This is a genomic window from Micromonospora sp. DT227 (assembly GCF_049841835.1).
In the GTDB taxonomy this organism is placed as follows: Bacteria; Actinomycetota; Actinomycetes; order Mycobacteriales; family Micromonosporaceae; genus Micromonospora.
Genome location: NZ_JBNCLA010000014.1, coordinates 44,928 through 62,605, shown reverse-complemented (window position 1 = coordinate 62,605; position 17,678 = coordinate 44,928). Strand labels below are relative to the sequence as shown.

13 protein-coding genes and 1 pseudogene are annotated in these 17,678 nt (G+C 73.6%); 8 read left to right on the top strand and 6 right to left on the bottom strand.

Translation table 11 applies throughout. From position 1 onward, the window contains the following. Positions 1-363 precede the first annotated feature (363 nt). Complete coding sequence (locus ACLQ2W_RS31355; protein ID WP_425791190.1) at positions 364-3,288, top strand: AAA family ATPase; 2,925 nt, start codon at positions 364-366, stop codon at positions 3,286-3,288. Here ACLQ2W_RS31355 and ACLQ2W_RS31350 read toward each other — a convergent pair. The 3 genes from ACLQ2W_RS31350 to ACLQ2W_RS31340 all read right to left on the bottom strand — a co-directional run bounded on the left by ACLQ2W_RS31350 (position 3,275) and on the right by ACLQ2W_RS31340 (position 7,361). After that, a complete protein-coding gene (locus ACLQ2W_RS31350) occupies positions 3,275-3,976 on the bottom strand; it encodes a flavin reductase family protein (protein WP_425791188.1) in 702 nt (233 codons plus the stop codon). The two genes, ACLQ2W_RS31355 and ACLQ2W_RS31350, sit on opposite strands and share 14 nt — an antisense overlap. Beyond that, positions 3,973-6,093 (bottom strand): tetratricopeptide repeat protein, encoded by a 2,121-nt coding sequence (locus ACLQ2W_RS31345; protein WP_425791186.1) that lies wholly within the window; start codon positions 6,091-6,093, stop codon positions 3,973-3,975. Before ACLQ2W_RS31345 ends, ACLQ2W_RS31350 begins: the two co-directional genes overlap by 4 nt. Positions 6,094-6,170: 77 nt before the next feature. Then, positions 6,171-7,361, bottom strand: a complete 1,191-nt coding sequence (locus ACLQ2W_RS31340) for a hypothetical protein (protein ID WP_425791184.1) — start codon at positions 7,359-7,361, stop codon at positions 6,171-6,173. 331 nt (positions 7,362-7,692) lie between these two features. Between ACLQ2W_RS31340 and ACLQ2W_RS31335 the strand changes: the two genes are divergently transcribed. After that, on the top strand, positions 7,693-8,292 hold the full coding sequence (locus ACLQ2W_RS31335) for a flavoprotein (protein ID WP_425791182.1): 600 nt from the start codon (positions 7,693-7,695) through the stop codon (positions 8,290-8,292). Positions 8,293-8,455: 163 nt separating this feature from the next. Here ACLQ2W_RS31335 and ACLQ2W_RS31330 read toward each other — a convergent pair whose 3' ends face one another. The 3 genes from ACLQ2W_RS31330 to ACLQ2W_RS31320 form a co-directional block, all read right to left on the bottom strand. After that, complete coding sequence (locus tag ACLQ2W_RS31330; RefSeq protein ID WP_425791180.1) at positions 8,456-9,688, bottom strand: glycoside hydrolase family protein; 1,233 nt, start codon at positions 9,686-9,688, stop codon at positions 8,456-8,458. Between the two features lie 158 nt (positions 9,689-9,846). Next, positions 9,847-10,449: a response regulator gene (locus ACLQ2W_RS31325; protein WP_425791178.1), complete on the bottom strand. Its 603-nt coding sequence runs from the start codon at positions 10,447-10,449 to the stop codon at positions 9,847-9,849. Beyond that, a complete protein-coding gene (locus ACLQ2W_RS31320; RefSeq protein WP_425791176.1) occupies positions 10,446-11,600 on the bottom strand; it encodes a sensor histidine kinase in 1,155 nt (384 codons plus the stop codon). Before ACLQ2W_RS31320 ends, ACLQ2W_RS31325 begins: the two co-directional genes overlap by 4 nt. Positions 11,601-11,707: 107 nt before the next feature. Here ACLQ2W_RS31320 and ACLQ2W_RS31315 point away from each other — a divergent pair, with 107 nt between their 5' ends. The 6 genes and pseudogenes from ACLQ2W_RS31315 to ACLQ2W_RS31290 form a co-directional block, all read left to right on the top strand. Next, positions 11,708-12,589, top strand: a complete 882-nt coding sequence (locus ACLQ2W_RS31315; RefSeq protein ID WP_425791174.1) for an ABC transporter ATP-binding protein — start codon at positions 11,708-11,710, stop codon at positions 12,587-12,589. Between the two features lie 24 nt (positions 12,590-12,613). Further along, positions 12,614-13,333 (top strand): ABC transporter permease, encoded by a 720-nt coding sequence (locus ACLQ2W_RS31310; RefSeq protein WP_425791172.1) that lies wholly within the window; start codon positions 12,614-12,616, stop codon positions 13,331-13,333. Beyond that, positions 13,330-14,010: a GOLPH3/VPS74 family protein gene (locus tag ACLQ2W_RS31305; RefSeq protein ID WP_425791170.1), complete on the top strand. Its 681-nt coding sequence runs from the start codon at positions 13,330-13,332 to the stop codon at positions 14,008-14,010. Before ACLQ2W_RS31310 ends, ACLQ2W_RS31305 begins: the two co-directional genes overlap by 4 nt. 74 nt (positions 14,011-14,084) lie before the next feature. After that, the gene (locus ACLQ2W_RS31300) at positions 14,085-14,345 is read left to right on the top strand and encodes a hypothetical protein (RefSeq protein ID WP_425791168.1); all 261 of its coding nucleotides are present in this window, start codon (positions 14,085-14,087) and stop codon (positions 14,343-14,345) included. A gap of 622 nt (positions 14,346-14,967) precedes the next feature. Continuing rightward, positions 14,968-16,788, top strand: a complete 1,821-nt coding sequence (locus ACLQ2W_RS31295; protein WP_425791166.1) for a PIG-L family deacetylase — start codon at positions 14,968-14,970, stop codon at positions 16,786-16,788. A gap of 15 nt (positions 16,789-16,803) precedes the next feature. Continuing rightward, positions 16,804-17,664 (top strand): annotated as a pseudogene (locus ACLQ2W_RS31290) (sugar-binding protein); the annotation flags it as partial. Between the last annotated feature and the right edge of the window lie 14 nt (positions 17,665-17,678).

Here is a 17,678-nt window from a genome sequence, read left to right as displayed (position 1 = left end):
CGAATCGCTCGGTTCGCCGCCATACAGCGACACTCCTTTCAAAAGCACCGGCACAGACCATTCATCGCGCAATCCGCTTTGTTCGACGATCCGCCGTCGCGCTCCGACAGCGCATCAGCAAAAACTGCCAAAGTGGATTATAAGCGGGAAATTGCGTAACCCAGCGCACTTCCGCGAACACGGCCGGTGTATCAACCGGAAGATCCAAAGGAAAATACAAGACTGTAAATTTGTTGCGATCCTTTTTAAGCTGACCGTTCCCGGAACCGCCGGTCCTGATTCCTACGACCCCGGTCGGATATGTGTCCCGACGCTTCGAGGGTGACCAGGCGTTCCGTTCTTGTTCCGAGACAGGGAGGTGCCATGCTCGGCGGGAGTAATTGTTCACTGCCCGTCCTGGTCGCCCGCGACCACCAGCGGGACCTGCTGCACGCGGCGGTGGACCGGGCCCGGCAGGGGCACGGCGGCTGCGTCTTCCTGGTCGGCGAGGACGGCACGGGCAAGACCCGGCTGGTCCTGGAGGCCGTCCGTCGGGCCTGGCAGTCCGGCATGTCGGTGCTGCCGGGGCGGGCGGGCAGCACGGGCCCCGTCGTGCCGCTGCGCCCCCTCACCGAGGCCCTGGCGCACCTGTCCCGCAGCGAACCCATCCTGGAGCATCCCCGCCTGCGCCCCTACCGGTCCGCCCTGGGCGGGCTGCTCCCCGAGTACCGCTCCCCCGACGCCGCTCCGGCGCCGACCTCGCCGGTGCTCCTCGGCGAGGCGGTGCTGCGGCTGCTGTCGGTGGCGGGCGCCGAGCGCGGCTGCCTGTTGGCGCTCGAGGACCTGCACGACAGCGACCGCAGGACGCTGACGGTGGTGGAGTACCTGGCCGACAACCTCGTCCACCAGGGCACCCTGTTGCTCGCGACGGTGCGGCAGGGCCCGGGACCGGCATGGGACCTGACCCAGTCGCTCGGCCGGCGGTGCCGCGGCGCGGTCCTGCCGCTGGACCCGCTGGACCCGCCGGCGGTCCGCCTGCTCGCGGCGTCCCGGCTGCGGCTGTTGCCCCACCAGGTGCCGGAGGCGGTCGTGACCCGGCTCTGCCGGGACAGCGCCGGCAACCCGTTCCTCGCCACCGAGCTGCTCCAGGCCATGGTGGACAGCGGTGCCCTCGTCGTGCACCCGGGCGGGTGCCGGCTGGTCGACGAGGTCCCCACCGCCGTGCCGTCGAGCGTCCGGCACACCGTCGCCGGCCAGGCGACCCGGCTCGGGCCCGCCGGCCGCCGCCTGCTCACCGCCGCGGCCGTGATCGGCGAACGGTTCCCCATCTCGGTGCTCGGGCAGGCCCTGCGGCTGGACCAGGACGACCTGCTCCGGCACGTACGCGCGGCGGTCACCGCCGGGCTGGTCGTGCCCGGCCCCGACGACCACGACTGGTACGCCTTCCGCAACCCGACCACCGCCCTGGCGCTGCTCGACCTGCTCACCCCGGCCGACCGGGCCGTCCTGGCCCAGCGGGTGACCGAGGCGGTGCACGAGCTGCACCCGGCGCTGACCGGGGGATGGTGCGCGTTCGCCGCCCGCCTGGCCGGCCGGGGCGGCGACGCGGCGCGGGCGGCCCGGCTGCTGACCCTCGCCGGCCGCCGGTCGCTCGCCACCGGCCGGCTGCACGCGGCCGTCGAGGCCCTGGAGCAGGCGTGGCGACTCGCCGAGAGGGCCCCGGACGCCCCGCTGCGCGCCGAGGTGCTGCACGAGCTGCTCTGCGCGCTGGTGGAGACGGGCGACGCCGAACGCGGGCTGCGGCTCCTCGACAGCCTCGACGACCTCTGCCACCCGGACGTCCCGCCCGAACGGCTGGCCGGCGTGCACGTGCAGCTCGCCCGGCTGGCCGGCCTCGCCGGGCGGTGGGCCGACGCGGTCGTCCAACTGGAGACGGCCCGGGCGGTGCTCGGCCCGGACGCCCCCGGACCGCAGACCGCGTACCTCGACGCGGTCGCGGCCCACCTCGCGGTCGGCGCGCCCGACCAGGCGGTCCGGCTCGCCGAGCGGGCGGTGGACGAGGCCGAGCACGCCGGGCTGCCGGCGGTGGCCTGTCTCGGCTGGCAGGTCCGTGGCCTGCTGGCCCGCCGGCGGGAGACCGACGAGGCGCAGACGTGCTTCTTCCGGATCCGGCAGCTGGCCGACCGCCACCACCTGCCGCTGTGGCGGGCCCGGGCCACGCTGCTGCTCGCCGAGCACCAGTGGTTGCTCACCGGCGACGCCGACGCCCTGCGCCACAGCGCGGAACGGAACGGACGGCTCGGCTCCCCGGCGCTGCGCCACACCGGGCACGCCCTGCTCGCCTGGCACCACGCCCTGCGGGGCCGGTACGACGAGGCGGAGCGCCTGGTCGCCGTGAGCGTGGCGGAGGCGGGGCGGCTGGGGTTGCGCGACGTGCTGGTCCGGTCGTCGCTGGTCCGCGCGATCTGCGCCGGGCACCGGGGCCGGCGGCCGGAGCTGGACGAGGCGCTTGTCGACCTGCGGCGCCACGGGGACACCGGCTCGCCGTACCTGGCGCTGGCGCACGGGATGGCGTACGCGGTCTGCGCGCTGCTGGAGGAGGACCCGGACCGGGCGCGCGACGAGCTGGCCCGGGCGGCCCGGTACGACGCGGAACGGCCGGCGCCCTATCCGCTGACCGGCGAGCACGGGTTGGGGTTGCTGCTGGACGTGTTGGGCGGTGAGGCGAGCTGGTGTCGCGGGCGCGCGACGAGCGGCAGCGACGCGGGTCGCCTGCACTGGAACCGGCAGTTCGGGTCGCTCGCCGAGGCCGTGCTGCTGGGCCGGCAGGGCCGGCGCGAGGAGGCCGCGGCGGCGGTGGCGGCGGTGCGACGGGACGCGCACGCCCACCCGATCGCCGTCCACCTCGGCCTGCGCCTCGTCGCCGGGGCGGCCCGGACGGACCGCTGGGGAGACCCGGTCGCCTGGCTGCGCCAGGCCGAGGAGCACTTCCGCCAGGCCGGCCTCGGGGCGCCCGCTCGGGCCTGCCGGGCCGAACTGCGCCGGTGCGGCGTGGTGGTGCCGCACCGCCGCGACACCAGCCGGGTGCCACCGCCGCTGCGGCTCAAGGGGGTGACCGAGCGGGAGTACGAGGTCCTCGAACTCATGGCGGACTGGTCCGACAACCGCAGCATCGCCAACGAGCTCTTCATCTCCCCGCGCACCGTGGAGAAGCACGTGGCGAGCCTGATCGCCAAGACCGAGCAGACGAACCGGGCGGCGCTCAACCGGTACGCCGCCCGGTTCCGCGAGCGGGTCAATCCGGACTGACCGCCCGGTACCCGCCGCCGAAGAAGACGGCCGGCTCCACGCCCACGCGACTCTCGCACCAGTACGGCGCCCCCAGCACCAGCGTGTGGTCGGCGACCCCGATCACCTGGCTCACGGTGCAGACCGCGACCGCGAGCGCGCCGTCGAGCAGCGGCAACCCGTCCCGGTCGCGGTACGGCACCCCGGCGAAACGGTCCGGCACGCGGCCGGCGAACTGGTCGGCCAGGTGGCACTGCCGCCGGCTCAGCAGGTTCACCGCGAACCCGCCCTCGGCGGTGAGCGCGGCCAGCGTACGGCTCGCCCGCCCGAGCGAGACGAGCAGCAGGGGCGGGCTCAGCGACACGGAGGTGAACGCGTTGACCGTGCAGCCGACCGGCCGCCCGTCGGCGCGACTGGTGACCACGGCGACACCGGTGGCCCAGTTGCGCATGAACTCGCGCAGCAGCGGGCCGCTGACGCCGCCGGGCCGGGCCGGTTCGCCGGCCCGGTCGCCGGCGGGCGCGGGCGGGTCGGCGGCCGGGCCACCGGCGGGCGCGGGCGGGGCCGCGTCGCCCACCGGGGAACGGTCGGCGGCCCCGACGGGCGGGGAGCGGTCGGCGGCCCCGACGGGCGGGTGGGACGCGTCGGGCTGCGCCCCGGCGCGCGGCCCGACCGCTGTCGAGTCCCTGATCGAGGCCGTGGTGGTCATCGCGCGCCGGCCAGGTCCAGCCGCTCGGCCGCGCCGGCCGTCTCGTCGGCCCGGGCGGCCTCGGTGTCCCCGAGTTCCGCGTGACACCGGGCCCGCTGGCTCAGCAGCTCGCCCCGGTCGGCCCCGGGCAGGTCCAACGCGCGGCTGTAGTCGGCCACCGCGTCGGCCCAGCGGCCCGACGCCTGGTGGACGAAGCCCCGGTTGTACCACAGGTCCGGGTTGTCGGGCTCGACCGCCAGCGCCGCGGTCAGGTCCGCGACCGCGGTGGCGTGGTCCCCGCCGTCGAAGGCGAGGGCGGCCCGGCTGGCCAGCGCGGCAACCAGTTCCGGGTCGGCCCGCAGCGCCGCGTCGAACTGCCGCCGCGCCTGCGCCCGGTCGCCGTCGGCCAGCGCGAGCACGCCGCGCAACTGCCGCAGGCGGGGCTCGTCGGGGTGCCGCAGCAGTCCTTCGTCCAGGTGTGGGCGGGCGTCGTCGAGCAGCCCGTCGTCGAGCAGCAGGCTGACGAGGTTCACCCGGGCGTCCACCTGGTCCGGCTCCAGCTCGACGACGTAACCGAAGTCGGCCACCGCGCCGGCCAGGTCGCCCAGCTCGGTCCGGATGTCCGCCCGGTTGTAGTACAGCTCGTAGAACGGCGGCGACAGGCTGATCGCGGTGTCGCAGTCGGCGATGGCGCCGGCCAGGTCGCCCAGCCGCCGCCGCACGTCGGCCCGGTCGAAGTAGTAGTCGGCGTAGTTCGGATCCAGCTCGATCACCTTCGTCAGGTCGGCCAGCGCCTCGTCCAGCCGGCCGAGCGCGAGGTACGCCTTGCCCCGGTTGTGCACCAGCACGGACCGGTGCAGCCGGTGCTTGTCACCGGGCAGCTCCTGGTCGAGCCGGCGCAGCCCCTCGTCGACCAGCCGCAGCGCCGCCGGCAGCCGACCCAACCGCATCTCGATCAGCGCCAGACCGTTGTTCTGGAACACCGAGTGGAAGGCCCGCTTCTCCAGGTCGGGCAGGAGCGAGGCGATCGCGATGGAGTTGTTGATGTAGCCCCGGGCCAGATGGTGGTCCCGCAGCTCGTCGGGGTGGAACCGGGTGTAGAGCATCGCCAGCGCGTACCCGGTGGACATCTGCAGCTCCGGGTCGGCGTACCGGCTGCGCAGGTCCAGGTAGGTCGGTTCCGCCTCCACGGTGCGCCCGAGCACCACCATCGCCGAGCTGGCCCGCGTGCTCAGCAGCCAGAACCGTTGCATCTGGGTCTCCGGGTCCACGATCGCCCGGCCGCGGGTCCCGTAGTCGATCACCGCGTGGTAGTAGCCCATCGCGCCGCAGTGCCGGGCCGCCTCGTAGAGCGCGTCCGCGCCGGCGCCGGCCGGATCACTGCCGCGCTCCAGGTGCCACGGGATCGCGCCCAGCTCCAGGCTCCACTCGCCGCGCTCACGCAGCCGCGCCGCGCGCGCGTCGTGCAGCCGTACCCGGTGGTCCGCGTCCGTCTGTTCGTACGCGGCCAGCTCCGCCGGGTCGGTGGAGGTGCCGTCCGCGTCGACGTACGCCTGCGCCAGCTCCTCCCGGTCCCGGCCGGCGGCGGCGCCCGGCCGGGGCAGGTCCGGCAGCCGGGTCGCGTACCGCTCGAGCGCGGCGGACAGCTCGGGCTCCAGGGGGCCGCCGTCGGTGCCGATGGTCACCTGCACCCGGTCCGGCCGGACCCGACGCAGGAAGATGGCGAGGAACTCCTGGTCCGTCGGGTCCGCCTGGTCCACCCGGTCGAACGCCACCCGCAGCGGCAGCCGACCGGTGGCGGCGGCGTGGCCGGCGACGAACTCGGTCGCCCCGTGCGCCAGCCGCCGGGTCCGGTTGGCCGGGTAGATCCTGGTCCGCTCCTCGGGTACGGCCAGGGAGGTGAGGGTCTCGGGCGCGGCGTCGATCGCGCCCCGCAGCTCCGGCGCGGCGGAGAGGATCTCGGTCAGGTGCCGGCGGACCAGGTCGGGCCGGCGCTCGTAGGTCTCCGGCACGATCAGCCGCAGCAGGCTGCCCAGCCCGGTGTACGGACCCCGCAGGCCCCGGTGCGCGTCGACCACGAGATCGGCCCGCTCGCCGTCGGCCGGCGACGGCCCAACCCGCCATTGGTGTGCAGTCATGCCTTGCTCCTCGGTTGGGATGGGTCCGGCGGCTCGGTGGCCGTCGTGGACGGTCGTGGTGGGCGGCCGGGCGGCGGTCAGCCGGCCGGAGCGGGGCTCGGGCCCTTCGCCCGCCGACGCTGGACCCGCCCGGCCAGCAGCGGCAGCAGCACCAGCTCGAACGCGACCAACAGGAGGGAGGCGACCGAGTCCCAGAAGCCGGGCCCGGTGGGCGAGCCGTTGACGAGGGCGCTGACCACCCGGGTGCCGAACCCCCAGATCAGCGGCGCGGTCCAGAGCGCGACGGTGACCAGCAGCACCCCGACGCCGGCGCAGGTGACAAGCGCGAACCAGGGGGCGAGCCGCCGGTCCCGCGGCGACCAGTCGCCCTCGGTCCAGTCGGCGCGGCGCACCCAGGGCAACCAGCCGAACCGGTCGCGCAGGTACGCCCGACTCACCTCGTCCAGGTTGGTGCAGCCCAGGGCCGTGGTGGCGACGTAGTACATGTCGGTGCGCAGGAAGACGTAGAACTGCCAGGACATCCGCAGCAACACGGTGTACGCCACCGCGAGCGCGAGCCGTCCCGGCCAGGACAGACCGTCGGACAGGTCGGCCGCGGCGGCGAGCACGAGCGCGCCGAAGAGCACCGCGTCGGCCAGCAGGCCGGCCGTCATCGGCAGGTAGCGCCGCCGCGCCGGCACGGTGAGCAGCGCGTCCAGCTCGGTCTCGACCACCACGTAGTAGAGCCGGCGGCCGATCTGCATCCGGGTGGGCAGGCCGAGCCGGCGGGCCGCGAGCAGGTGGTAGAACTCGTGCCAGAGGATGGCCGGCGACTGGCAGAGGGCCAGGCCCAACTGCACGCCGAGCAGGGACGGCACGAAGAACACGTGGTCGGCCTGGGGGCGCAGCTCCGGTCGGTTCACCATGGCGACGACGGCGGCGCCCATCACCAACAGGTAGACGAGCCAGGCCAGCGGGGAGAAGGCGAGCCGGCCGAGCCGGTGGAAACGCACCTTCGGCGGCGTGGCCAGCGGTTCCCCCTCGGCCCGGAGGAACCTCAGCTCGCGCATCGCGTCCACGAAGTCGGCCATGTCGACGGTCTCGCCGTAGGTGCGCCGGTACCACTGCTCGGCCTCGTCGACCGGCATGCCCCCGGCCAGTCGGCGCAGCAGCGCGACGCCGTCCTCGGGCAGCATGGCGAAGGAGGCGGCGTCGACGCGGCCGACCGTGATGCCGTCCCGCTCCGGCACGTAGGTGAGCGGGTGGAACTCCAAGCGGGTGGGTGACATCGGCCCTCCATCGCGGTGACGGCCGGTGACGGCCGCCCCGGCGCCACAGGCGTCGGGGCGGCCGGACCGGTCAGCAGCAGTCCGTGCAGTACAGCGGCGCAGACGTGGTGAGCTTGATGGAACCGGTCTTGCGGATCGTGATCTTCTTCATGACGTTCACCTCCTCGGACGGGCGTCGGGGTGGCTGGCCGGCCGGGGCCTGGGGAAGAACCTGCCACCCGGCCGGTCCGGACGGCATGGGGAACGGCCCCCAAACTCCCGGCGGGCGGGGGCGCGAAGACGGGGCCGCTCCCCCATGTCCGGGACCGGCTGGCCACGCCACGCTGTCGCCATGCGAGATGACGCACTGTCGGTGATCGTCAGCGGCTCGAGCGCCGCGATGGCGACCTCGGGGTACCTGTCCTGGCTCCGCCAGGAGATCGACCTGCCGCTGCGGGTGCTGCTCACGGCGAGCGCCGAACGTTTCGTGCCGCCCCAGGTGGCCGCCTGGTACGCCGACGAGGTCTGGACCAGCGCCGATCCGGCGCTGAATCCGACCGAGTTCGCGAAGCGTTCCCTCGGCCTGGTGGTGCTGCCGGCGACGGCCAACATGCTCGCCGCGACGGCCCTCGGCCTGGCCGGCACGCCGGCGCAGACCGCGCTGCTGGCCAGCGACCGCCCGTCGCTCTTCTTCCCCAGCATGAACCGCTCCATGTGGGTCAAGCGGGTCACCCAGCGACACGTCGAGGCGTTGCGCGACGAGGGGCACACGGTGGTGGAACCGCAGGAACGCGTGATCTTCGAACTGTGGCAGCGGGAGAACACGATCGGCATCGCCATGCCGCCGCCGGACACCGTCGCCGAGCTGATCGCGAGCTGGCTGGAGACCACCCTCGCCGCCGAGGGCGAGGAAGCCACCGAGGCCGAGCAGACCGCCGACCCGGTGGCCTGAGGCGGCCCACCACGGGCAGTGCTGCTCGCCTCCCACTACGCGCGGTGCACTCCGGGCCCCCGCTCGCACGCCGTCCGGCATCGCCGCTCCGGTGGACCTGAGCGCCGGTCACGGCCGCCACTCAGGTCCACCGGAGCAGGTCGTCCTCATCCTTGCGGGCGGCTCACGACCCGCGGTACGCGTCCCCGGCCGGGGTCAGGACGCCGTCCTCGCGATACAGCCCGAGTGCCGCCGCCTCCCCCGACGCGGGCAGCGCGAACAACGCGTAGCGCTCCACGTACGGGGCCGCCTGAAGCCGGGCGGTGGCCTCGCGGACGAACTCGGTCAACTGCCCGGCGCTCGGGTAGCGAGGATGACCGGTGAAGTTGGTCAGGCTGAACTCGGTGACCCACACGGGCAGTCCGTAGCGCTCGTGCACCGCCTGCACGTAGTTCATCAGGTGTTGCGGGGCGGCGGGGCCGAAGTCCGAGCCGTACCAGTGCAGGGCGATGAAGTCCACCCGCATGCCGCGCTGACGCGCCCCGCTCAGGAAGCGGTCCAGCCATCCGCCCGGGACCTCGCCGCCGAAGGCGACGGCCGGGCTGCCCAGCCGCATACCGGTCCGTTCGAGGCTCGGCCACAACGTCAGCGCCTGCTCGACGCTCATGTTCGCCTGCTGCGGCAGGTCGGGCTCGTTGAAACCGAGCAGCGTGGTGCCGGAGCGCCGCGCGCTGTCGAGTTCGCCGTCGTTGACCGCGCCGGCTCCCCAGATCATCGGTACGAACTCCGCCTGCGCCGGGACGTCGTCCGGGTTCGCGGACCAGTCGTAGTACCAGCCGGCCCCCACCGCGTGGACGCCGTCGGCGACCCGGGGGAAGGCCCACGTGCTCACGCCCTTCTTCCCCGCCGCGCCGGCCGGACGCGGTGCGCCCGGCACGCTCCACCGCTGGGCCGGGCCGCCGGTGCAGGTCCACAGCCGCAGGTGCGTGCCGTCGGCGTCGCCGGGGGCGTCGAGGCACTTGCCGGAGCCGGTGTTGACCAGTTGCCCGTCGGTGAACCGCCACTGCTGCGCGCCGGTGCCGTTGCAGTCGAACAACTGGATGCGCGTGCCGTCCGCCCGGCCGCCGCCCGCCACGTCGAGGCACTTCCCCAGCGCCCGCACCGGCCCCGAGCCGTCGTGGAACCAGTCCTGGGCGACCGTGCCGTTGCAGTCGGCGACCTGGATCGGCGTGCCGTTGGCGGTCTGCGTCCACGCCACGTCGACGCATCTGCCGCCGGCGCCGACGATGGTCGGATGGGAACTGGCCCGCGCGGTGGGCACCACGGCCAGACCCGCGGCGAGCACGGCCCCGACCGCACCGAGGACCACCACGGCGCGCACCGCCCGGTGCGCGCCGCCCCGCTGCCACATCTGCATTCGACCCCTCCACCACTCGCCGGACCCGCTCTACGACAGGCGGGACTGCGCCTTCAACGGTCGGGGACGACAGTCGGTTCACCGATCACGCGATCCGATCGGACCGCGACGCCGACAGGTGAGCACGCCGAACACCCCGAGCGGTCGCCGGACGGCCGCTACAGCCAGTCGTGTTCGCGGGCGTACCGGGCCGCGTCGTGGCGGGTCCGGGTCTGGGTCTTGCGCATGGCGTTGGAGAGGTAGTTGCGCACGGTGCCCGGGGCGAGGTGCAGCCGGGCGGCGATGTCGGCGACCGAGTAGCCCTCCCCGGTGACCCGCAGCACGTCGATCTCACGGTCGGTCAGCGGGCAGTCCTCGGTGACGGCGAGCGCGGACACGTCCGGGTCGATCCAGCGTTTGCCCGCGTGCAGGGTGGCGATGACCGAGGTGATGTGGGCCGGCTCGGCGGACTTGCTGACGAAGCCCTGCACGCCGAGCCGCAACGCCTTGCGCAGCACGCCCGGCCGGGCGTGCCGGGTCAGCATGAGGATCACCTGCTCGGGCCGTACGCGGCGGATCTCCGCGACCGCGTCCAGGCCGTCCACGCCCGGCATCTCCAGGTCGATGACCAGCACGTCGGGCCGGTGTCGCAGGGTCGCGGCAATCGCCGTCCCGCCGTCGGTGGCCTCGGCGAGCACGATGATGTCGCCCTCCATCGGCAGCAGCGCGGCCAGGGCCGTCCGCAGCAGCACCTCGTCGTCGGCGAGCACGATGCTCGTCATCGGCCGTTCTCCCTCGCCACCGTGGGGGCCGCGTCGGCGCGGGCGGGCGCGAAGACCGCAGCCGTACGGAACCGCCCGTCCCGTTGTTCCACGGACAACTCGCCACCGTCGTCCACGACCCGTTGCCGCAACGCCGCCAGGCCCCGCAGTTCGGGAAGCCCGGTGGCGGCCACGCCGTCGTTGACGATCGTGATGCCGGTCCCGGCGAGCGTGATCTGCACCTGGGCGGCCTGCGCGTGGCGCAGGATGTTGGTGGTGGTCTCCCGCAGCACCTGGCCGAGCAGTTCGCTGACCCGGGTGTCGACCTCGGCCTCCCGGGTCACCCGGACCCGGATGCCGGCGGCCTCGAACAGGTTCTTCGCGTTCTCGATCTCCGCGGTGAGGTTGAGCCTCCGCTGGGCGTACGCGAGTTCCTTGGTCTGCGCGATGGTGTCGCTGACCAGCGCGTACGTCTCTCGCAGCTCCTTCTCCACCCGTACGGTGTCGCGGTCCAGCAACCGCTGCGCCAGGGCGATCTTGAGCTTGACCACGTGCAGGGTGTGGCCCTGGATGTCGTGCAGGTCGCTGGCGAACCGGACCCGTTCCCGGACCACGGCCAGCTCCGCCTCACGTTCCCGGGTCTGTTCGAGCTCCCGGATGAGGTCGTAGAACCGCTCCCCCACCACCGTCAGGACCGTCACGACGACGGTGAGGACGGTCGGCACGAGGACGTAGCGCACCACGACGTCGCCCGGCTCGTCCCGCTGCACCAGCAGCCGCATCGCGCCGACCACGGCGACGAAGGAGAACAGCCCGGCCATCACCAGGGCACGGCGCCGCCGCACCTGGCGCAGCGCGAGCGAACCCACGGCGCAGATCCCCCAGTACGCGTTGGGACTGCCGGTCACCAGCACTCCCAGTGGCCACACCGTTGCCGCGACGACCGCGCAGGGCAGTGCGAACCGGCCGAGGTCGCCGGCCGTCCACCGCTCGAAGGCCACCAGGGCCGCCACCGCCCCGGGCGCCAGGACGGCGACGTGCCACCAGGTACGCGCGTCGGTGTAGACCAGCACCACGGCGGCGAACACCACCGGCGGCAGTGAGGCGGCGAGGTTGAGCCGGCGCAGCCTCTTCTGCGTCGACGCGGTGAAGCGCGGCGTTGGTGCGGTCACCACCCCAGTATCCGACGATCACCGACGGCGACCAGTGACACCACGTCACACGCGGTCATGACACCGCGCCACTGCCACGCCGGGCACACCCGCGCTGTCATGGGTGCATGTCCACCACACCCGTCATGGAAGTCGACCGGCTGAACCTCACCTACGGTGACTTCCACGCCGTCAAGGACCTCTCCTTCGAGGTACGACCTGGGGAGCTCTACGCGCTGCTGGGCACCAACGGGGCTGGCAAGACCTCGACGCTGGAGGTCGTCGAGGGGCACCGGAGGCAGACCTCCGGCACCGTACTCGTCTTCGGGCATCGCCCCGACGACCGGCGGACGGTGCGTCCCCGCACGGGGGTGATGCTCCAGGAGAGCGGTTTCTCCCCCGACCTCACGGTCCGCGAGTCCGTCGGTCTGATCGGACGGCTCAGCGGGCGCCACGACGACGTCGACCGGGTGCTCGACCTGGTCGACCTCACCGACCGCGCCGGCCGGAGGGTGGCTCAACTGTCCGGCGGCGAGAAGCGGCGGTTGGACTTCGCCACCGCGGTCTACGGCACCCCGGAGCTGATCGTCCTGGACGAGCCCACCACCGGCCTGGACATCCAGTCCCGCGACGCCGTCTGGGCGACTGTCGACCGGCTGCGCGAGAACGGCACCACCATCGTGCTGACCACGCACTACCTGGAGGAGGCGCAGCAGCGCGCCGACCGGATCGGGCTGATGCACCAGGGCGTCCTCCACCGCGAGGGCACCGTCTCCGAGCTGACCCGCAGCCTGCCGGCCGTGATCCGCTTCTCCCTCGCGGAACCGGCGCCGATGCTGCCGGTGCGGGCCGCCGTCGACGCCGACGGGAACGTCGTGATCGAGACGTTCGCCCTGCAGAAGGACCTGCACGCCCTGCTCGGGTGGGCCCAGGACCACGCGGTGGAGCTGCGCGACCTGCACGCCGGATCGACCCGGCTCGACGACGTCTTCCGCGCCGTCACCCGCTGAACCTCTTTCGAACCGGAGCGTCCCATGTTGTCCATCGCGTCCAGCGAGCTGATCCAGATCTTCCGGAACCGGCTGGTGCTGATCACCAGCCTGATCATCCCGGTCGTTGTCTCCGCCGTCTTCGTCCGCCAGCACGACATCTTCGCCGAGATCGGCAGCCTCGGCTACATCGCGGCGATCGTGCTGTTCACCGTGGCCGCGTTCGGGCTCTACGCCACCGCCGTCACCACGTTGGCCTCCCGACGCCAGAACCTCTTCCTGAAGCGACTGCGCTCCACCGCTGTCGCCGACTCCACCATCCTGGCCGGCCTGCTGCTGCCGCCCACCACGATCGCGGTGGTGCAGGTGGCCGCGATCCTGACCGCGCTGGCCGTCGTCGCCGGCGGGCCGGCCAACGCCGCCCTGCTGGTGCTGGCGGTCCTGGCGACCCTGGCCATGATGATCGGCCTGGCCCTGGCCACCGCCGGTCTGACCAACTCTCCCGAGCACGCCCAGGTCACCACCCTGCCGGTCACCCTCGGCGTGATCGCCGTAGCCACCTGGGTGGGCATCAGCGGCACCGAGAACCTCGCCTGGCTCAAGCGGCTGCTGCCCGGCGGCGCCGCCACCGAACTGACCAGGAACGCCTGGAACGGCGGCGTGGCCGTGACCGACTCCCTGCTCCTGCTCGCGCCCACCCTGGGCTGGGTCGTCGTCGCCGTCGCCCTGGCCACCCGACTCTTCCGCTGGGAGCCCCGCCGATGACCACCGAGCGCCGGTCCGACCCACCGACCCTGGTGGAGGATCTCCTGCTGCTGCTGTTCCAGCCCGGGTCCGGGACCATCGCGGGTGAGAACACGCTCTTCTACGTGCTCGGCGGCGCCGTCCTCGCGGACCTCGCCCTCGGCGACCACCTGGCCACGGAGGCCCGGGGCCGGATCAGGAGCGTGGCGGGTCACCCACCGTCGGACGACCTCCTGCGTCCGGCGTGGGACTACCTCTCCGCGAAGCCGAGGGGCGCGCAGACCGCCCTCGCGGCGATCGGCCCCCCACTGCGCGAGCCGGTGCTGGACAGGCTGATCGCGCACGGCGACCTCGACCGGAGGCCGCACAAGGTCCTCGGCCTGTTCCGCACGACGGCCCTCCGGGAGGGTGGGACCGGACGCCGGGCGCGTCTGCTCGCCGACGTCCGGCACGCCCTCTCGACGGACACGCCGCCACCGGCCCGCATCGCCGCGCTCGCGGCGCTGCTCTCGGCGAGCGGAACTCTCCCGCAGTTCGACCGCGAGATCCCGTGGACGTCGTCGGTGAGCACGCGGGCCAAGGAACTGGAGCGAGGCGACTGGGGAGCCGACGCCGCAGCGCAGGCCGTGAGCCGTACCGTGACGGCCACGGTCGTCAACAGCGCCATCGTGGCGATCACCGTGCTTCCGCGCGGCTGACGCGACCGTCCCGAGAGACTGGATCTCACGACGGCGCGCTGCTCGCCGAACTCGTCCCGCTCGGCCCGGCGTACGTGCACCTGGCCGGCACCGGCGAGCAGGTGCTGCTCGGACTGCGTCGCGCCTGGCCCGGCACGCTCATCGTCAACCCCTCGGCGGCGAACAGTCCGGTGGCGGCGACCCGGGACGACGCCGAGCGTTGGCTGGCCCACGGGGCGGACCTGATCTCGCTCGGCCGCGCGTACCTCGCCAACCCCGACCTGGTCGAGCGGTTCCGGGCGGGTCCTGCGGGTCGGGGAAGCGTTCGACCCAGCAGCGCTGCTCGAACCGGTTGACGACGCGTCGCGACGCTGGCCGCGCCGAAGATGCGCGTCGAGATCCGGGTGACCGCCGTCGTCGGCCGCACCTGACCGGTCCCGCGCGACAGGCGACGACGCGCACCGGGTGCGCCGGGGCCGGCCTACCGCCGACCCGGCGCGTCCGGTCGGAAACGGCTCCCGGCCGGGTCTCAGCGCGCGGCGGCAGCACCACGTCAATCACGCTTACTTCATACGGCGAACGAATTAAGCGGTCAAGTGGCCGAACGGCTGATGCGGCGTACACCCGAAGCACTTTGGCAGCGAAAACACTGCCGGAACCGAGGACGGGGCGCACCGGCAAGGCCTGGCGCGCCGCACTCGCGCGCCGCGGTTTGCTGGACGACTTGTTTTCTTCTGGAAATTAAGAAAGTCCTTGCAAAGCATTGACGAGCCGCCGCGCCGGTCCCTAGCGTCTCCGGCGAAGGCCTTCCAGTGTGTACGGACCGCCGTGCTACCGGCACCCGTCCCACGCCGGCACTCCCGGGCCTGCCGCCCCCTGGCGGCCCCACTCAGCGTCCACCCGCGACCCCCGCCGTCGGCGCAGCCGCGCCCGACGTCGTCGGCCGCTGCGCGGACCTCGCCGCACGAAAGGATCTGCATGCGCATCAAGGCGTTCCTGCTACCCACGGCGCTCGCCCTGGCCCTGTCCGGGACACCGGTCGTCGCCCACGCCGCACCCCCCACCGCCCGCCCCACCGACGCGGTCGACCTGGACGTGCTCTTCGTCAGCGCGCACCCTGACGACGAGGCCGGCAGCCTCGCCACCCTCGGCCAGTGGAAGGAGAAGTACGGCGCCAAGGCCGGTGTCGTCACCATCACCCGCGGCGAGGGCGGGGGCAACGCCGTCGGCCTGGAGGAAGGACCGCCGCTGGGCATCATCCGGGAGCGCGAGGAGCGCACCGCGATCGGCAAGGCCGGGGTGGAGAACCTCTACAACCTCGACCGCGTCGACTTCTGGTACACGGCCTCGGCGCCCCTGTCGGAGCAGATCTGGGGCCACGACGAGACGCTGGGCCAGATCGTCCGGGTGATCCGGCAGACCCGGCCCGAGATCCTGATGACGATGAACCCGTCCCCCACCCCCGGCAACCACGGCAACCACCAGCAGGCCGCCCGGTTCGCCGCCGAGGCGTTCCACGCCGCCGCCGACCCCAGGGCCTTCCCCGAGCAGCTCACCCGGGAAGGGCTCACGCCGTTCCGGGCGGCCAAGCTGCTGCGTACCGGCGGCACCGGCACCTCGACGGCCGGGCCGCGGTGCGCCTCCAGCTTCGTGCCGACCGTCCCCACCGACCAGGTGTTCGGCGTCTGGGAGGGCACTCGCGCCGCCGACGGCCGGACCTGGGCCGAGATCGAGGTCGACGCCCGCCGGGAGTACGTCACCCAGGGCTGGGCGAGCACCGCCGCCGCCCCCACCGACCCCGCCGCGATCCGCTGCGACTTCTACACCCTGGTCGACAGCCGCGTCCCGTACGACCCGTCGGACACCTCACCCGAGGCGATCCTGCGCGGGTCGGTGCTGCCCCCGGCCGCCGGCGGACTGCCCCGCGGCACCGAGTTCCAGCTGACCGCCGACCGGTTCGACCTCGCCCCCGGGCAGCGCGTCACGGTCACCGCCCACGTACGGGCGCCCCGCAACCGGGCGCTGACCGCGCCCCGGATCGCGCTGCGGCTGCCCGAGGGCTGGACCGCCACCGGCTCCGGCGCGCTCCGCGGCGCCGTACCGGCCGGCAAGGAGCGTACGGCCACCTTCACCGTGACCGTCCCGGCCGGCGCCGGCACCAACGCCCAGCACCTGCTCGGCGCGTCGCTCACCACCGGCCAGGGCGCCGGCCGGACCGACCGCGCCGTCCGGGTGGTCGCCGACGTGCGCGGCACCCTGGAGCCGCTGCCCGAGGTCGGGCTGTTCCGCAGCTGGGCCGGCGACAGCGGCTACCCGCAACTGGACACCCTGATCAAGCCGGTGCTGACCATCGGCTCGGGCAAGAGCCGGACCGTCCGGATCGACCTGCGCAACCACGGCACGACGACGCAGAGCGGCACCGTCGCCCTCGGCCTGCCGGCCGGCTTCACGGCGGACGCGGCGACGAAGAGCTACACCGGCCTGGCGCCGGGCGCCACCGGCGCGGTCACCTTCACCGTCACCAACAGCGACGCCGGCCTGCCGACCGCCAACGAGGGCGGCGACGGCGGCGACTACGGATTCACCATCACCACCACCAGCGGCACCGGCAGCACGGTGGAGACCGGCGCCCTGGAGATCGTGCCGACCAGCGTGGTCCCGCGCGCCGGGCAGAACCACGCCGTCGACGGGGTGGCCGGCCCCGGCGAGTACCCGGGCGAGGAGCTGGACCTGTCCCGCATCTGGGAGGGACAGGCGACGACCCCGCAGGACGCCTCGGCCACCGGGCGGATCGCCTGAACCGAGGACGCCCTCCTCGTCTTCGTGCAGGTCACCGATGACGTCCTCGGCAAGAAGGTGGTGCCCCAGGACTGCAAGCGACAGCGGCGCACCGACAGCGTCGAGATCATCGTCGACCCCAAGGGGAACTCGACGGACACCTCCACCGTGTTCAAGGCGGGCATCTTCCCGGTCACCGACGACCCCGCCAACGGCGACCCGCCGTGCTGGCAGCGGGACGCCGACAACCGGCAGGGACCGGGTGCCACGACCGCCCCCGGCATGACCGTGGTCAGCAAGGTCACCGCCCCGTACACCGGTTACACCATCGAGGCCCGCATCCCGTTCGCGGTGCTGCCCGACGCGATCGACCCGACGCACATGGGCTTCAACGTGCTGGTCTACGACTCGGACACCCAGGACCTCAGCTCCCAGTCCCGGCTCGGCTGGTCCACGTTCACCGGCGTCCGCGCCGACCCGTACCGGTACGGGCTGGTCACCCTGCCCGGCCTCACGCCGGCGGACCGGCAGCCCACCGCCCCCGTCTTCCCGGACACCGCCGCGCGCAGCGTGCACAGCGCGCAGACCATCGCGCAGTCGGCGGTGGACGGCGTCGCGCCGGCCGCCGTGGCCCGGCTGCCCGAACGGGCGCTGCGACTGACCGGCCAGCGACAGGTGGCCGGCGGCGTGCGGGTGACCGTCCGGGCCGACCGCGCCGGCACGGCGTACCTGCACACCTACGACGGCGACCGGTCGCTCGGTGAGCGCACGGTGCGGCTCCGTCCCGGACGCCCGGTCACCGTCCTGGTGCCGGTGACCGGTGGTACGCCCACCTCCGTCCTGGCCGCCTTCGAAAGCGGCGGTGCGGCACTCGCCCGCCAGGTCCCGCTGACCTGATCCGCGTGCCGGAA

What these genes read in the sequence shown, in the direction of transcription:
- ACLQ2W_RS31305 (WP_425791170.1), top strand. Translation starts at nt 13,330, where the DNA reads ATGACCACCGAGCGCCGGTCCGACCCACCGACCCTGGTGGAGGATCTC.
- ACLQ2W_RS31355 (WP_425791190.1), top strand. Translation starts at nt 364, where the DNA reads ATGCTCGGCGGGAGTAATTGTTCACTGCCCGTCCTGGTCGCCCGCGAC.
- ACLQ2W_RS31315 (WP_425791174.1), top strand. Translation starts at nt 11,708, where the DNA reads ATGTCCACCACACCCGTCATGGAAGTCGACCGGCTGAACCTCACCTAC.
- ACLQ2W_RS31335 (WP_425791182.1), top strand. Translation starts at nt 7,693, where the DNA reads ATGCGAGATGACGCACTGTCGGTGATCGTCAGCGGCTCGAGCGCCGCG.
- ACLQ2W_RS31330 (WP_425791180.1), bottom strand. Translation starts at nt 9,688, where the DNA reads ATGCAGATGTGGCAGCGGGGCGGCGCGCACCGGGCGGTGCGCGCCGTG.
- ACLQ2W_RS31325 (WP_425791178.1), bottom strand. Translation starts at nt 10,449, where the DNA reads ATGACGAGCATCGTGCTCGCCGACGACGAGGTGCTGCTGCGGACGGCC.
- ACLQ2W_RS31350 (WP_425791188.1), bottom strand. Translation starts at nt 3,976, where the DNA reads ATGACCACCACGGCCTCGATCAGGGACTCGACAGCGGTCGGGCCGCGC.
- ACLQ2W_RS31340 (WP_425791184.1), bottom strand. Translation starts at nt 7,361, where the DNA reads ATGTCACCCACCCGCTTGGAGTTCCACCCGCTCACCTACGTGCCGGAG.
- ACLQ2W_RS31295 (WP_425791166.1), top strand. Translation starts at nt 14,968, where the DNA reads ATGCGCATCAAGGCGTTCCTGCTACCCACGGCGCTCGCCCTGGCCCTG.
- ACLQ2W_RS31310 (WP_425791172.1), top strand. Translation starts at nt 12,614, where the DNA reads ATGTTGTCCATCGCGTCCAGCGAGCTGATCCAGATCTTCCGGAACCGG.
- ACLQ2W_RS31345 (WP_425791186.1), bottom strand. Translation starts at nt 6,093, where the DNA reads ATGACTGCACACCAATGGCGGGTTGGGCCGTCGCCGGCCGACGGCGAG.